Origin of the sequence: Rhodomicrobium sp. R_RK_3, assembly GCF_002198715.1 — a bacterium.
In the GTDB taxonomy this organism is placed as follows: Bacteria; Pseudomonadota; Alphaproteobacteria; order Rhizobiales; family Rhodomicrobiaceae; genus R-RK-3.
The window spans coordinates 105,547-120,726 of record NZ_MWLK01000018.1 but is presented as its reverse complement, the minus strand read 5'-3'; the positions used below and the strand labels follow the sequence as shown (position 1 = coordinate 120,726).

Annotated in this window: 13 protein-coding genes; 7 read left to right on the top strand and 6 right to left on the bottom strand. The window is 67.4% G+C overall.

Annotated features, from left to right (window positions below; translation table 11 throughout):
• Nucleotides 1–46: 46 nt before the first annotated feature.
• Together BLEFHOIH_RS10105 and BLEFHOIH_RS10100 are read right to left on the bottom strand one after the other, a co-directional pair.
• Nucleotides 47–913: an NAD(P)-dependent oxidoreductase gene (locus BLEFHOIH_RS10105; RefSeq protein ID WP_088344970.1), complete on the bottom strand. Its 867-nt coding sequence runs from the start codon at nt 911–913 to the stop codon at nt 47–49.
• Nucleotides 914–1,105: 192 nt separating this feature from the next.
• A partial coding sequence (locus BLEFHOIH_RS10100; RefSeq protein ID WP_245296964.1) for an acyl-CoA dehydrogenase occupies nt 1,106–2,687 on the bottom strand: 1,582 nt, incomplete at its 3' end.
• Nucleotides 2,688–2,907: 220 nt separating this feature from the next.
• On the opposite strand from BLEFHOIH_RS10100, the gene BLEFHOIH_RS10095 reads away from it, so the two are divergent.
• Both BLEFHOIH_RS10095 and BLEFHOIH_RS10090 read left to right on the top strand, forming a co-directional pair.
• Entirely contained in the window at nt 2,908–3,861 is a 954-nt protein-coding gene (locus BLEFHOIH_RS10095) for an L-threonylcarbamoyladenylate synthase (RefSeq protein ID WP_088345174.1), read from the top strand.
• 4 nt (nt 3,862–3,865) lie between these two features.
• Nucleotides 3,866–5,296 (top strand): FAD-binding oxidoreductase, encoded by a 1,431-nt coding sequence (locus tag BLEFHOIH_RS10090; protein WP_088344968.1) that lies wholly within the window; start codon nt 3,866–3,868, stop codon nt 5,294–5,296.
• Between the two features lie 342 nt (nt 5,297–5,638).
• On the opposite strand, the gene gfa is transcribed toward BLEFHOIH_RS10090, so the two are convergent.
• Nucleotides 5,639–6,211, bottom strand: a complete 573-nt coding sequence (gfa, locus tag BLEFHOIH_RS10085) for an S-(hydroxymethyl)glutathione synthase (RefSeq protein WP_088344966.1) — start codon at nt 6,209–6,211, stop codon at nt 5,639–5,641.
• A 258-nt stretch (nt 6,212–6,469) separates the two neighbouring features.
• Between gfa and BLEFHOIH_RS10080 the strand changes: the two genes are divergently transcribed.
• From BLEFHOIH_RS10080 to BLEFHOIH_RS10070, 3 genes are all read left to right on the top strand, one after another.
• Nucleotides 6,470–6,772 carry a hypothetical protein gene (locus tag BLEFHOIH_RS10080; RefSeq protein ID WP_088344964.1) on the top strand — a complete coding sequence of 101 codons (303 nt, stop codon included), beginning with the start codon at nt 6,470–6,472 and terminating at the stop codon, nt 6,770–6,772.
• Between the two features lie 92 nt (nt 6,773–6,864).
• The gene (locus BLEFHOIH_RS10075) at nt 6,865–7,587 is read left to right on the top strand and encodes an ABC transporter ATP-binding protein (RefSeq protein ID WP_088344962.1); all 723 of its coding nucleotides are present in this window, start codon (nt 6,865–6,867) and stop codon (nt 7,585–7,587) included.
• Nucleotides 7,584–8,387 carry an ABC transporter permease gene (locus BLEFHOIH_RS10070; protein WP_088344960.1) on the top strand — a complete coding sequence of 268 codons (804 nt, stop codon included), beginning with the start codon at nt 7,584–7,586 and terminating at the stop codon, nt 8,385–8,387. The genes BLEFHOIH_RS10075 and BLEFHOIH_RS10070 overlap by 4 nt, the downstream gene beginning before the upstream one ends.
• A 7-nt stretch (nt 8,388–8,394) precedes the next feature.
• On the opposite strand, the gene BLEFHOIH_RS10065 is transcribed toward BLEFHOIH_RS10070, so the two are convergent.
• On the bottom strand, nt 8,395–9,099 hold the full coding sequence (locus BLEFHOIH_RS10065) for a pyroglutamyl-peptidase I (protein ID WP_170937096.1): 705 nt from the start codon (nt 9,097–9,099) through the stop codon (nt 8,395–8,397).
• A 181-nt stretch (nt 9,100–9,280) separates the two neighbouring features.
• Between BLEFHOIH_RS10065 and BLEFHOIH_RS10060 the strand changes: the two genes are divergently transcribed.
• Nucleotides 9,281–10,954: a mucoidy inhibitor MuiA family protein gene (locus BLEFHOIH_RS10060; protein ID WP_170937095.1), complete on the top strand. Its 1,674-nt coding sequence runs from the start codon at nt 9,281–9,283 to the stop codon at nt 10,952–10,954.
• Here BLEFHOIH_RS10060 and BLEFHOIH_RS10055 read toward each other — a convergent pair.
• On the bottom strand, nt 10,941–11,888 hold the full coding sequence (locus BLEFHOIH_RS10055; protein WP_088344954.1) for a DMT family transporter: 948 nt from the start codon (nt 11,886–11,888) through the stop codon (nt 10,941–10,943). The two genes, BLEFHOIH_RS10060 and BLEFHOIH_RS10055, sit on opposite strands and share 14 nt — an antisense overlap.
• A gap of 175 nt (nt 11,889–12,063) precedes the next feature.
• Between BLEFHOIH_RS10055 and BLEFHOIH_RS10050 the strand changes: the two genes are divergently transcribed.
• The gene (locus BLEFHOIH_RS10050) at nt 12,064–13,356 is read left to right on the top strand and encodes an adenylosuccinate synthase (protein ID WP_088344952.1); all 1,293 of its coding nucleotides are present in this window, start codon (nt 12,064–12,066) and stop codon (nt 13,354–13,356) included.
• A 94-nt stretch (nt 13,357–13,450) separates the two neighbouring features.
• On the opposite strand, the gene BLEFHOIH_RS10045 is transcribed toward BLEFHOIH_RS10050, so the two are convergent.
• Nucleotides 13,451–14,842: a hypothetical protein gene (locus BLEFHOIH_RS10045; protein WP_088344950.1), complete on the bottom strand. Its 1,392-nt coding sequence runs from the start codon at nt 14,840–14,842 to the stop codon at nt 13,451–13,453.
• Nucleotides 14,843–15,180: the final 338 nt, after the last annotated feature.

Genomic DNA, 15,180 nt, shown 5'->3' with positions numbered 1-15,180 from the left:
ATTCGGCAAGGCGGAGGGCGGGCACGCGGCCCGCTCGCGGCGGTGGCTAGGCGGTCAGCGCCTTCAGGCTGACCGGCGGAACGCTGTCCTCGGGGACGAAGAAATCCGGCGCGAGGTCCTTGCTCGGGTCGACGCGGTAACGGTCGAAATCGGTGACGCCGAATTCGCTCAACAGCGTGTCGTCGATCAGGAAGCGGCCGGTGAACTCACGCGAGGGCTGGGTGAAGATCAGATGCGCCGCGTCGGCCAGGATGTCGGGCTTGCGGCTCATGCGCATCAGCATATCGCCGCCGAGCAGATTGTTGACGGCGGCGGTGGCGATGGTGGTGCGCGGCCACAGCGCGTTCACCGCGATGCCTTGCGGCTTTAATTCCTCCGCCATCCCCAGCACGCACATGCTCATGCCGAATTTCGCCATCGTATAGGCGACATGCGGGCCGAACCATTTCGGCTTCATGTCGAGCGGCGGCGACAGCATCAGGATATGCGGGTTCTCCGCCTTGGCGAGATAGGGGATGCACAGTTTCGAGGTCAGGAAGGTGCCGCGCGTGTTGATCTGGTGCATCAGATCGTAGCGCTTCATGTCGGTCGCCAGCGTGCCGGTCAGCGAAATGGCGCTGGCATTGTTGACGCAGATATCGATGCCGCCGAAGGCCGCGGCGGTTTTCGCGACCGCGTCGGCAAGCTGCTCCTCATTGCGGATGTCGCAGACGAGCGGCAGCGCCTTGCCGCCCGCCGCCTCGATCTCGGCGGCGGCGGTGTAGATGGTGCCCTCGAGCTTGGGATGCGGCTCGGCGGTCTTGGCGGCGATGGCGACATTGGCGCCGTCGCGGGCGGCGCGCAGGGCGATGGCGAGGCCGATGCCGCGGCTGGCGCCGGTGATGAAGAGCGTCTTGCCTTTGAGCGTGTCCATGCGTCCCTGCTTGGCTTTCAGGCAAGCGCGGCGTCGGCCGCCTTGCCGTTGACGGTTTCATGCATGTTGAAGACGATACGCTTCAGGCCGCCGTTCTGCGGCGCCTGGGTTTCGGCGAAATGCCGGGCGAGCGCGATATGCCCGTCCGCCGCCGCGCCGGAGCCGTTGGCGCCGCGCGCCGCCGCCAGCGCNAATGGCTGCTGCGCAAGCTGGCCCAAGACCGCGCCGCCGCCAGCGCACCGCGCGCCAGGAACACGCCGCCCGCCGCATTGGCGAACAGCCGCCCGTAAGGCGTCGCGCCCGCCAGCGCGGCGTCGCGGTCTTGGGCCAGCTTGCGCAGCAGCCATTCCGTCGTCTCCTCGAGATCGGCGACGCTTTCGGAGAGGCATTCGAACATCGCGCCGAAAGCCGGCTCATTGGAGGCTTTTAGCTCGGCCAGCGTCGCCTTCAGCTCGCCGATGAACAACCGGACCGTCTCGCCATTGTTGGCCGGCAGCTTGCGCGCGACCAGATCGACATTCTGGATGCCGTTGGTGCCTTCATAGATCGGGGCGATGCGGGCGTCGCGATAATGCTGGGCGACGCCGGTTTCCTCGATGAAGCCCATGCCGCCATGCACCTGGATGCCCTCCGAGGCCACCTCGACGCCGATGTCGGAGCCATAGGCTTTCGAGACGGGCGTCAGCAGCGCGGCCAGCCCTTCGGCGCGGGCGCGGGCCGCCGGGTCGGCGCTGCTGCGGGCGACGTCCATCGCCATGGCGTTGACGGCGTAGATGGCGCGGGCGGCGGCGATCTTCGCCTTCATCGAAATCAGCATCCGGCGCACATCCGGGTGATTGATGATCGGCGTCATCTCGTTCGGCGGCGTGCCCTCGACGCTGCCCTGCCTGCGCTCCCGCGCATAGGCGAGCGCATCCTGATAGGCGTGCTCCGCCAGCCCGACGCCCTGCACCCCGACCGCCAGCCGGGCCTGATTCATCATGGTGAACATGTAGGTCAGGCCGCGATTGGGCTCGCCGACCATCCAGCCGATGGCGCCCCCGGCATCGCCGTAATTCAGCACGCAGGTCGGGCTGCCATGGATGCCGAGCTTGTGCTCGAGCTTGGCGCAATGCACATCGTTGCGCGCGCCGAGCGAGCCGTCCTCATTGACCAGGAACTTTGGGATCAGGAACATCGAGATGCCCTTGGTGCCTTCGGGCGCGTCGGGCAGGCGGGCGAGCACGATATGGACGATGTTCGGCGTCAGCGGATGCTCGCCGAAGGTGATGAAGATCTTGGTGCCGCTGATGCGGTAGCTGCCGTCGCCCTGCGGCACGGCCCGTGTCTTGATGAAGCGCAGGTCGGAGCCCGCCTGCGGCTCGGTGAGCTGCATCGAGCCGGTCCATTCGCCCGACACCATCTTCGGCAGATATTTCGCCTTCAGTTCCTCGGAGCCGTATTTCGACAGCGCCTCGACGCCGGCCTGAGTCAGCATCGGATTGAGCCCGAAGGCCATGTTCGCCCCGTTCCACATCTCGGAAACGGCCATCGACACCGCCAGCGGCAGCCCCTGGCCGCCATGATCGACGGGCGAGGGCAGCGCGTTCCAGCCGCTTTCCCAGAATTTGCGGTAGGCCTCCGCCCAGCCCGGCGGTAAGACGACCTCACCGTCCCTGAGCTGCGCCCGGTCCTCATCGCCGCTGCAGTTGAGCGGCGCCAGTTCCTCGCTGGCGAAACGGCCCGCCTCCTCCAGCACCGCCTCGACGGTCGCGGCGTCCAGATCGCCGAACATGCCGTCCTGCAAATGGCCTGAAAACCCGGCTATGCTATTGAGTGCGAAGGAAATATCAGCGACAGGGGCTTTATAGGCCATGACTCCTCCCCGGACATGCGGCTGCCCGGTTTTTCGGCAGCTTCGGTTAGTTATATAATGTATAGGGAATGGTCTTAACCGCAAGGATAGGTTCCGATTTCCACGGATGCCTTCAACCGGCCAGCGCCGCCGCCCGAAAATGCCCGTGATTACAGAGATTTCCCCGGAAAATATGCGTGAAGCTGCGCGGCTGATCCGCGCCGGCCGCCTCGTCGCGTTTCCGACGGAGACTGTGTACGGCCTCGGCGCGAATGCGCTGGACGGCGAGGCGGTGGCGCGGATTTTCGAGGCGAAGGGGCGGCCGCGATTCAATCCGCTGATCGTGCATGTCGCCGATATGGCCGGGGCGGAGGCGCTGGCAGCGTTCTCGCCGGACGCTCGGGATCTGGCGGCCGCCTTCTGGCCCGGCCCGCTGAGCTTGGTGCTGCCGAGGCGGGCGGAGGCGGGCTTAAGCGATCTGGTCAGCGCTGGATTGCCGACCGTGGCCTTGCGGGTGCCTGCGCATGACGGCGCGCGGGCGCTGATCCGGGCGGCGGGCGTGCCGCTTGCAGGGCCGAGCGCCAACCTCTCCGGACAGGTCAGCCCGACGACGGCGGTGCATGTCGCCGCCGATCTCGGCGACCGCGTCGATATGATCCTCGACGGCGGGCCGTGCGCGGAGGGTCTGGAATCGACCATCGTCGGATTTGCCGATGGCGAGCCGGTCCTGCTGCGCGCCGGCGCCGTCCCGCGCGAGGCGATCGAGGCGGTGCTGGGCCGCCCGCTCGCCGCGCATAAGGCGAGCGCAAAGCCGCAAGCGCCGGGGATGCTCGCCTCGCATTATGCGCCCCGCGCGCAACTCCGTCTCAACGCCGAACGGCCCAAGCCGGGCGAAGCCTTCCTCGGCTTCGGCCCGCACGCGGCGACCGCTGCCGCCTCGCTCAATCTCAGCGCCTCAGGCGACCTCCGCGAAGCCGCCGCCAATCTCTTTGCTCATCTCCGCTTGCTCGACGCGGCGGAAACCGCAACCATCGCCGTCGCGCCGATCCCCGAAGCCGGGCTCGGCGAAGCGATCAACGACCGGCTGCGCCGCGCCGCCGCCCCAAGGACTTGACAGCATGACCGCCAAATTCGCCCTCCCCGCCGCGCCTTCGGCCGACACCATCCGCGCTTTCACCGCCATCGTCGGCGAGAAATACGCGCTGACGGACGGCAACGACCAGGCGCCCTATCTGACGGAGTGGCGGCGGCTCTACCAGGGCAAGACCCCGCTCATCCTGCGCCCCGGCAGCACCGAGGAAGTCTCGCGCATCATGGCGCTGGCGAGTGAGACCGGAACCGCCATCGTGCCGCAGGGCGGCAATACCGGCCTCGTCGGCGGCCAGATCCCCTTCGACACCGAAGTCGTGCTGAGTTTGCAGCGCATGAACCGCATCCGCTCCGTCGATCCGCGCGGCAATGTCCTCATCGCCGAGGCCGGCGTGACGCTGGCGGGCGTGCAGAAGGCGGCCGAGGAGGCCGGGCGGCTGTTCCCGCTCAGCATCGGCTCGGAAGGCTCCTGCCAGATCGGCGGCAATCTGGCGACCAATGCGGGCGGCTTGCAGGTGCTCGCCTATGGCAATGCGCGCAATCTGGTGCTGGGCCTGGAAGTCGTGCTGCCGGACGGACGGGTCTGGGACGGCCTGCGCGCGCTGCGCAAGGACAATACCGGCTATGATCTGCGCGATCTGTTCATCGGCTCGGAAGGCACGCTCGGCATCATCACGGCGGCGGTGCTGCGGATGCTGCCGCAGCCCAAGAGCAAGGCGACCGCCTATGCCGCCCTGCCCGACCTCGACGCGGCGGCCCGCTTCTTCGAACTCGCCAACGATCTCGGCGCGGGCGAGCTGACCGCCTTCGAGCTGATGCCGCGCATCGGCATCGACTTCGTACTGCGCCATGTCGAGGGCACCCGCGACCCGATGACCGCCGAGCATCCCTGGTACGCACTGATCGAGCTGGCCAGCCAGCGCCCGGACGAGGCACAGGCGCGGGCCGAGTCGCTGCTGATGCAGGGCGTCGAGGCCGGCTATGTCTCCGACGCGGTGGTGGCCGCGTCGCTGACCCAGGCCGGCGATTTCTGGCGTCTGCGCGAAATGCTCTCGGAGGTGCAGCTTTATGAGGGCGGCAGCATCAAGAGCGACGTCTCCGTGCCCGTCGCCGCGCTGCCGGAATTTTTGGCCCGCGCCACCGAAATCGTCACCAAGCTGGTGCCGGGCTGCCGTCCGGTGCCGTTCGGCCATTATGGCGACGGCAACATCCACTACAATGTCAGCCAGCCCGAGGGCGCGGACAAAGCCGCCTTCCTCGCCCGCTGGGATGAGGTCACGCACGCCATCAACGAGGTGGTGCTGGAACTCGGCGGCTCGATCAGCGCCGAGCACGGCATCGGCCGCATGAAGCGCGACCTGCTGCCGGAGGTGAAGGCGCCGCTCGAGATCGAGCTGATGCGCCGCATCAAATCGGCCTTCGACCCGCTCGGCATTCTCAATCCAGGGAAGCTGCTTTAGAGCAAAGGCGTGGCCGCACCTCGCCGAAGGGTTTCCCTCTAGGGCATCTCCCTCTTGGCGTCCCGGACGCCCGTCAGGGCGAGCCGGGACCCAATCCCCGATCAGCCGGCACTGCGGCGAGACGCGACGCAAGTAGGCCCCGGCTCTGACGGCCGGGGCGACGGACGAAAGATTTTCGGATTTTTGCTGAGGAGAGATCTGACCGTGCGCTGGTCACGCACGCCGAATTGAGCCGCGCGAAATAGAATAGCCTCGGCCGCGACCGTCGCAATGACGCGGCCGAGGCGTCGGTGGGGTCATCGTTGCCACGAAAACCTCACCGGCTGCCCCGATCCTGAAACTTTACGACGCCAGCGTGCCCTTCTGCTTGGCGACATGGGTCGAAATCGCGTCCATCAGCGCCGGAGACAGCGCATCATAGGGCGGCAGGCCGAGCTCGTTCAGCCGCGCGCGGATCTCGCCCATCAGGCTCGGCGGCGTGCCGGTCTCGATCACCGAGGACACGAAGGCGGCGAATTCCGGTGCCGACCAGCCTTGCTGCGGCGACAGCTCGGTATGCACGAAGTCGAGGCCGTAGAAGGGATGGCCGGTGTTCTCGATGCGGCCATACATATGCGCGCCGCAGCCCTGGCAGGCATAGCGCTGGATGGCGGCTGAGGTGTCGACGATGGCGAGCTTCTGCCCGTTGGCGATCACCGAGACGCCGCTGCGCGGCGTGACCGCGATCTGGGCAAAGCGCGCGCCGGCCGGCTTCCAGCATTTGCTGCAGCCGCAGACATGGTTGTGCGCGGTGTTGCCGGCGATGGCGACCTCGACGCGGTCGCTGGCGCAATTGCAATAGAGCCGGCCGCCCTCGAAACCGGGCGTGCCCGCCTTGACGCCATTGTCCACCGCTGGATGAATTGATACGGCCATTGCCATCCTCCCTTGCTTGTTGATCCGATCGAGGAAAGACAATTTCCTCGCCGCCCTTTTGTCTGAAGATGCTAACACGCGCGTCTTGCCCGGATTAGTTTCCAGAATTCACTAGCGCCGTGAAACAGCGGCACGGATATAGCTGCCGGACCGATGGTTATCTCTTGGCGACTGTCGCGGGGAGAGCGTCACTTGCGGCAATTATTTCCGCGTACCGCCTCATTCCTTGGATGAGCGGGCGCCAAAGGAGTTGATCGGATGCATGGGTATTTTGCCGGATATTGCCGGCTGCCGCTGCTGGCACTCGCCATCGCAGCTTTGCCGGCCTCGCTCAAGGCGCAGCAGCCGCCGCCGCTCCAGCCCGGAACCGAGGCAACCGAAGCCGTCGGAAGCCAGGTCCAGCCGATGAAGCCGGATTGCCCGCCGGCCACCGAGGCGGGCGACCGGCAGAAGCAGCATCCCCCGACCGCCGGGCTCAGCGAAAAGGTGCCGACGATGACGCCGCCGGGCGACTGTCCGGTGCCGGCGCCGCAACCAGGAACGAAAAGCCAGCCGAAATAAGGGGCGAAGCGCCTATTGACGCGGAGCCCCCGCCCGATGCATTCAGCAGGAGAGCGCTGCATCGGGCAGCTCAGCTTGGCCCCGAGGGCTCCATGAACGGCTTGGCCGTATCGCATCTGTCATTCGGCTATGGAGCAAAGCGCGCGCTGGACGATGTCTCTTTCAGCGTCGCGCCGGGCCGCTTCTGCGCCCTGCTCGGCCCGAACGGCGCGGGCAAATCCACCTTGTTCGCCCTGCTGACGCGGCTGTTCCTGCCGGGCGATGGCCGCATCGAGATCGCCGGCATCGATCTGGCCGCCAATCCCCGCGCGGCGCTCGCCCGCATCGGCGTGGTGTTCCAGCAGCCGACCCTCGATCTCGACCTGACCGTGTGGCGAAACCTTGCCTATTACGCCGCGCTGCATGGCATCTCCGGCCGCGCCGCCAGGAGCCGCATCGAAGCCGCGCTCGACCGGCTCGGCATGAGGGAGCGCTCCGGCGAGAAGGCGCGCGACCTGAATGGCGGCCATCGCCGCCGCATGGAGATAGCCCGTGCGCTGATCCACGGCCCGGCGCTCCTGCTGCTCGACGAGCCGACCGTCGGCCTGGACGTGGCGGCGAGAATGTCGATCACCGCCCATGTCCACGCGCTCTGCCGCGACGAAGGCATCACCGCGCTCTGGGCCACGCATCTGGTCGATGAGGTCGAGGCCGACGACGCGCTGGTGGTGCTGCATCGCGGCCGCATCGTCGCCGACGGCACCATGGGCGAGGTGCGCGGCGGCTTGCCGGATCTGGCCAGCGCCTTCGCCAGCCTGACCCGGGAGGCCGCATGAGAGCGTGGCTGACCTGCCTCCTCGCCATCGTCTGGCGCGAGGCGCTGCGCTTCATCACCCAGCGCGAACGCTTCATCGCCGCGCTCGTCCGCCCGCTGATGTGGCTGGTCGTCTTCGCCGCCGGCTTCCGCGCCGCGCTCGGCCTGTCGATCATCCCGCCCTACGAGACCTACATCACCTATGAAGTCTATATCGTGCCGGGGCTGTGCGGCATGATCCAGCTCTTCAACGGCATGCAAAGCTCGCTGTCGCTGGTCTATGACCGCGAGATGGGCTCGATGCGGCTTTTGCTGACCAGCCCCCTGCCCCGCTGGTGGCTGCTGTTCTCCAAGCTCGTCGCGGGCACCATGATCTCGATCCTGCAGGTCTACACATTCCTGGCGGCCGCGGCGGCGACCGGCATCGTGCTGCCCTGGAGCGGATATTTTCTCGTGCTGCCCGCGCTGATCGTCTCCGGGCTGATGCTCGGCGCGCTGGGGCTGATGCTGTCCTCGACCATCGACCGGCTGGAGAATTTCGCGGGCGTGATGAATTTCGTCATCTTCCCGATGTTCTTCCTCTCGACCGCGCTCTACCCGCTCTGGAAGATGGCCGAGAGCTCGCCGATCCTGCACGACATCTGCGCGGTCAACCCGTTCACCCACGCCGTCGAGCTGATCCGCTTCGCGCTTTACGGCCAGGTGAACTGGTGGGCGCTCGGCTGGACCGTGCTGGCCTTCGCCATCTTCATGGCCGGCGCACTGCGCGGCTACGACCCCAGCCGCGGCATGATCCGGGGCAAGGCCGCGGCGGGAAGCTGAACGAGGGTCAGCGCCGCAGCGCTCGCCGGCAGGCCCGGTCCACGCCGCGCGCCGTGGCGCCACCCCGGCGCGCCGCGCGGGCGTAGGGAATCAGCGCGCGGATGATGGTCTCGGCGCCGGCCTTCAATTCCGTCCAGCCGCAAGGCGCATTCTCCCCGCCCGGCCCGGCCGAAATCGGCGGCAGCGCCGGAATATGCACAAATCCCGCCAGCGGGGGATCGGCGGCGGCGCGCGCTTGCAGCAGGCTCTGGTACAGGATGGCATTGCACAGATAGCGCCCGGCGTCGCGCGACAGCACGGCGGGCAAACGGGCCAGCCGCAAGCTGCGCACCAGCCGCTCGGACGGCACCGTCACGGCCAGCATGGGCGGCGCTCCCGGCCGCACCGACCGTCCCCCCGGCATGCGGCCGTCATGATCGAGCACCGGACGCGTCGCATTGAACGCCCGCGTTTCGACCTGGAAGCCTTTGGCGCGGCGGGCAACGCCGAAATGCACGATCGCGTCCGGGCGGATCGAGCGGATCAGCGCCCCCGCTTCGGCCGAGGCGCGGCGCCAGTCCGTCGGCAGAACGGCGGTGTGCAGGCTGACGCCGGCGCCGCGCAGCCGGTCGGTCTCGGCGAGATGGCCGATCAGCGCGGCGGAGGCGTTGAAGGGCACGCCCGGGAACGGCCCGAAGCCGGTGACGAGGATGCGGATTTGCGGCCGGACCATGCGCGATTTTCCAGCGGGCTGAATGCCGGCATTAAGCATGTTGCTCTGCCGCCGTTCTAAAAGCCCTTTGAGGGATTATAGATCGAAGGCAAGCTGCAGATCATTGCCTTTCCGGGATTTTGGAAAAATTGATGCGCGCGGCGCGGAGGGCAATCGGCAAACGGTTACGCGGAGGTTCGATATGATGCGGCATTTGACCTATCTGGCGGCTGCGGTCTTGGTCGCTTCTCCCTTGCCGGGCGCGGCGGCCGAGATGCGCGCCGCCTCGCGCGTCGACGCGGTGACGGTGTTCCCGAGCGGCGCCGAGATCGCGCGCCGGCTCGATGTCGCCGCCGAAGCCGGCTCGCATGTGCTGGTTCTCACCGACCTCCCCGCCGCGCTCGATCCCAACTCGATCCGCGTCGACGGCGAGGCGACCACCGCCATGGAAATCACCTCGCTCGACGCGCGCCGCATCCTGGTTCGCAAGCAGGGCGGCGACACCGGCCTCGCGCCGAGCGAGCGCAAGCGCATCGAAACCGAGATTCAGCGCCTGACCGATGAGCGCGCCGCCCTCGACGGCACCATCGCCGCCGCCGAAGGGCAAAAGGCGCTCGCCGAAAATCTCAGCCGCGCCCCGCTCGCCGCAACCGCGAAGACTGGCGACGCGCCCGCCGCCGCCGGCCCCGACTGGAATGCGATGTTCGACCTGATCGGCGCGCGGATCGCCGGCTCGGCCAACGCCGTTCATGAAGCGCAGGTGGCGCAGCGCGGCCTCGATGAGCGCATCGCGCTGCTCAAGGAGCAGTTGCAGCGCGAGCCCGCCGAGGAGCAGGAGAGGACCGAATTGCGGATCTTCGCCGACGCCCGCGCCGCCGTGAAGGGCTCGCTGCGGGTGCGCTACCAGGTGAAAGCGGCGGAATGGACGCCGATCTACGATGCGCGGCTGACCACCGGCGGCAAGGACGGGGCGGGGACGCTCGCCTTGGCGCGGCGGGCCAGCATCTCGCAATCGACGGGCGAGGACTGGGACGACGCCATGCTGACGCTGTCCACCGTCCGGCCCGACGGCGCGACCGCCGCGCCCGATCTTGCCGCCATGAAGGTCGAGTTCAAGCCCGAGTTGCGCTCGATCGGCAAATCGCTGGACGGCGCCGGCCGGATGGACATGCCGGCCCAGCAAGCCAAGCCGCGCCCGTCCGGGGAGGCGACTGTCAGCGACCGCGACGCGGACATCGAGGAGGCGCCCTATCAGGCCGCCTTCAACCTGCAGCAGCGCGTCACGGTCAAGTCCGGCGTCGGCGAGAAGAAGCTGCTGATTTCCGCCGACGAGCTGAAGCCGTTGCTCTATGTGCTGGCGGTGCCCAAGCTCGACGCCAAAGCCTATCTGCACGCCAAATTCACCCATGACGGCGTCGCGCCGCTGCTGCCCGGCGCCGTCTCGCTCTACCGGGACGGCGTCTATATCGGCCAGGGCCACCTGCCGCTGACGATGCGCGGCGAGGAAAAGGAACTCGGCTTCGGCCCGGACGATGCGGTGACGGTCGGGCGCGTGGAACTAGCCCGCGCCAAGGGCGAATCCGGCATCATCTCCAGCTCGGCCACCGACGAGCAGCATTTCCGCATCAGCGTCAAGAACCTGCATGATTGGGCGATGCCGGTGACGGTCATCGACCAGATGCCGGTTTCGGAGGACGAGCAGATCGCGGTCGAGCTCTTGCCGATGACGACGGAGCCGAGCGAGCGCAATTTCGACGACAAGCTCGGCGTCCTTGCCTGGAATTTCGAACTCGCCGCGCAAGGCGAAAAGGAAATCGCCCTCTCCTACGAGATCAAATGGCCGGCGAGGCGCGAGGTCATCGTCAGCGAATATTGAGCGCGGGCGTGCGGGCGGGGCGCGAGGAAATCCAGACCCCCGCCAGGATCAGCCCGAAACCGGCGAGATGATAGAGATGCAGATCCTCGCCGAGAAAGACGATCGCCAGGAGCGCGCCGAATAGCGGCACCAGGTGGACGAAGACGCCGGCGCGGTTGCCGCCGATCAGCTCGACGCCGCGAATATAGAAGATTTGCGCCAGGACGCTTGGCATGGTCGAGACATAGGCGATGGCCAGGATGGCGTGCAGCGTGGGCTGCACATGTTTGCCGGCGATGTTCTCGCCGATGAACAGCGGCAGCGTGATGACGGAAGCGACGGCAAAGGTGATGGTGGCAAAGCTCAGCCAGTGGATGGGCGGCTGCTCGCGCAGGATGCTGGTATAGACGGCCCAGACGATCATCGCGACCAGCACCCAGAGATCGCCCTCGTTCAACTGGAACGACAAGAGCAGATGCGGGTCGCCCTTGGCCAGCACGGTCAGCACGCCGAGGAAGGAGAGCGCGATGCCCGCCGCCTGGATCGGGCGCAGCCTTTCCCGGTAGATGACGAAAATGGCAATCGGGATCAGGATCGGGATGGCCGAATTGATGATGAGGCCGTTGATCGCCGTGGTCTTGCTGAGGCCGATATAATAGAGACTGTTGAAGGTGCCGGTGCCGAGCGTGCCGAGCAGGGCCAGCATCCGCCAATGCTTGCGGATCATCGGCAGGTCGCGCCTCAGCTGCCCCCAGGCGAAGGGCAGGATGATGAGCGTCGCCAGCGTCCAGCGCAGCCAGGCCAGCGCCAAGGGCGGCACGACGTCGTAAGTGCCTCGCGCAACGACGGAATTTCCCGCCCAGAACAGCATGGTCAGCACCAGCAGCACATAGGCGTTGTCGAAACCGCGCGCGATGAGGGATTGCTTATTTTCCGGGCGAACGCTCTCTTGCATGGCGTTGCATTACGCGAGCCAGCCCGGCACGTAAAGTTTTGCCGGCGAGCCTGCCGATTTTTCGGTCATTCCGCCGCGCCCATGACCGCTCGCGGAACGGCGTGCCACGCGTTATAGATAAATTCTCTCCGTCTGCCGCAATATTCGCGCGGTGCTCTGAGCTTGAGGAAATTTTATGGCGAACGTGGCGGTTGTCGGCTCGCAATGGGGCGATGAGGGCAAGGGAAAGATCGTCGATTGGCTCTCCGAACGGGCCGACATTGTCGTGCGCTTCCAGGGCGGGCACAATGCCGGCCATACGCTGGTGGTCGAAGGCATCACCTATAAGCTCTCGCTGCTGCCGTCCGGCGTGGTGCGCCAGGGCAAGCTGTCGGTGATCGGCAATGGCGTCGTGGTCGATCCCTGGGCACTGGCCAAGGAGATCAACGGCCTCAAGGCCCAGGGCGTCAACATTTCGCGCGACAATCTGCGCCTCGCCGAGAATGCGACGCTGATCCTGCCCTTCCACGGCGAGCTGGACGGCCTGCGCGAGGGCGCGGCGGGCGTCAACGCCATCGGCACCACCAAGCGCGGCATCGGCCCGGCCTATGAGGACAAGGTCGGCCGCCGCGCCATCCGGGTGATGGACCTCGTCAATCTGAAGACCTTGCGCGCCAAGATCCACCGCGCGCTGACGCATCACAATGCGCTCAGGCGCGGCCTCGGCGTCGAGGAGGTTTCTGGCGATGCGCTTTACAATCAACTCGCCGCCATCGCGCCGGAGGTGCTGCCCTATATGGACCGCGTCTGGCAGTTGCTCGACCAGCACCGCCGCGAGGGCAAGCGAATCCTGTTCGAGGGCGCGCAGGGCGCCATGCTCGACATCGACCACGGCACTTATCCGTTCGTGACCTCGTCCAACACCGTGGCGGGACAGGCGGCGACCGGCTCGGGCCTCGGCCCGCGCTCGGTGACGCATGTGCTCGGCATCACCAAGGCTTATACGACGCGTGTCGGCCAGGGACCGTTTCCGACCGAGCAGTCGAACGAGGTCGGCCGGCAGCTCGGCGAGCGGGGCCATGAATTCGGCACGGTGACGGGGCGGCCGCGGCGCTGCGGCTGGTTCGACGCCGTGCTGGTGCGGCAGGCGGTGAAAGTGTGCGGCATCGACGGCATCGCGCTGACCAAGCTCGACGTGCTGGACGGGCTGGACGAGGTGAAAGTCTGCGTCGGCTACCGGCTGGACGGCGGGGAGATCGATTATCTGCCGGCGGCGCAAGGGGCGCAGGCGCGGGTCGAGCCGATCTATGAGGTGCTGGAGGGCTGGAAAGCCTCGACCGAGGGCGCAAGGTCGTGGGCCGCGCTGCCGGCGCAGGCGATCAAATATGTCAAGCGCCTGGAAGAATTGATCGAAGCCCCGGTGACGATGCTGTCCACTTCGCCGAAGCGCGAGGACACCATTCTGGTCAACGATCCGTTCGAGGATTGAGACAGGCGGGGCGCGGGCAGCGGAGGGAATGTCCAATCGCCTGTGCCCTGCATGATCCTCCTGATCGGTCGGCCATATCCGTTCTGATCTAAACTCAACTCCCGCACGTGCAATGCTTGGCGTGGGCATCGCGGATCGCCTGGAGGCTACCGTTCAGGCCGCGCCAGAGCCGGTCGTAGCGGGACTGCGCCGCGCCGAGCCGGAGCGCTGCCTCGATGGAGGACATCGCCTCCCGCATCGCCTCGCGCGTGGCGGCGGGCATGTTGCCGGTTTTGGGGCCGATGCCGTCCAGCATGCGCAACGCCGCGTAGCCATCGGGCGCGGCGCTGACCTCGGCGATGCGGTCCTTGGAGAAATTGCCGACACGCATCAGGGCGAGGATCAGTGCCTTGTCATCCTCCGGCCCGTCGCTGACGGGCTTCAGCGACGCGAGCGTCGCGCCGCCCCAGGCGGGATGGCCGCCGGACGCGGCGCGCACGGACTCGAGCAGCGCCTCGGCCTTTTCGCGCGACATCGCCCGCGCGGCGCCGGCCAGCGCGGTCAGGCGCTCAGCGCGCTGACGCAGCGGCGCCAGCCGCTCGTCATAATAAGCGACGAAACCGATGGCGCCGGTGCAGAGCGCCGGATTGGGCTCCTGGGTAAAATATTTGTTCAGATCCTCGGCCACCTTCGAGATGGTCCAGCCGTAGCGGCCGTTCTGGCGCAGCGCGCTGTCATAGCCCGCGCTGACCAGCTCGCCAGCCTCGATGAACACCTCGCGCTGGAGCTTGGCGTCCGCGCCGGCGGTTTCGGACACGCGGCGCGTGTCGCGCCTCGGCGATGCGGGGCGGAACAGCCAGTTGCGCGGCATGGATTTGTCCGGCTGGGCGGCGGCGCGCCAGGTCTCGCGCAGCATGTTGCCGCCATCGGCGCCGATCCGGGTCAGCGCGGCGTGATAGGCGCCGGCGCAATCGGCGACGGGCCAGGCGATGGCGACGCTGTCCTCCGCCGTGCTGTCGCCGGTGCGCGGCGCCCGCAGCGTCAGCTTCAAACGGTTGGCCGGATTGCCGGCGGCGGCGCGGAGCTTGAATTCGACCAGCACGATGCGGTCGCGGCCCTCCCGGAGACCGGCGATGCGCGCCAGCGTCGCGCCGCCCTTCTTCTCCGAGGTGACATCGGGCCCCGTCACCGAAACCACTTCGCCGATTTCGGCCTCGGCGACGAGTTCGATCGCCAGCCCGCGTTTACCGGTGCCGGCACTCGAGAGTTTTAGCTGCGCGAAGGTCGAGCTGCCGGGCGAGGACGGCGTGCCGATGGCGGAGGCCGTCAGCTCGCCGCTGACCGGGCCGGCGCGCATCTGCCGGGGCGGCTCGGCCGGCGGCGCGGCGCGGGTGATGTCCGGCATGGCGGCGGCCGGCGCGGGGCGGGGACCGGCTGCTTCGGCTTTGGCGGCGAGGAGGGTGCCCGCCAGGACAGCCATGGCGAGAGGAAAGCGCAAACGCATCATGTGACTGCTCGTCCCTAACGCAAAACAACAAGGGGCCGTGGCGGGCATCCTACGGGACTCATCGTAAAGAAACCGGCGCATCCCGGCCGCGCGGCGCGGACCGGCAATCGCTGCGAGGCGGCGCAAGCGCCTGGACGGATGCGTTTGGCAGTCGCGTTGCGACCAGCGGCAGGCAAAATAAAACACTGCCGCCTTTGGGGACGGCAGTGCTTATAACCCCGCATTTTGCCCAACGCTTGCGAGCCCGGCACGGATCGCCGCAGCCGGTGCGGATCCCGTCCGGCGCAGCCGGCAGGATCTTTGCGTTCAAGCGAATTTTCTTGGCTGGGCGGGAAGCC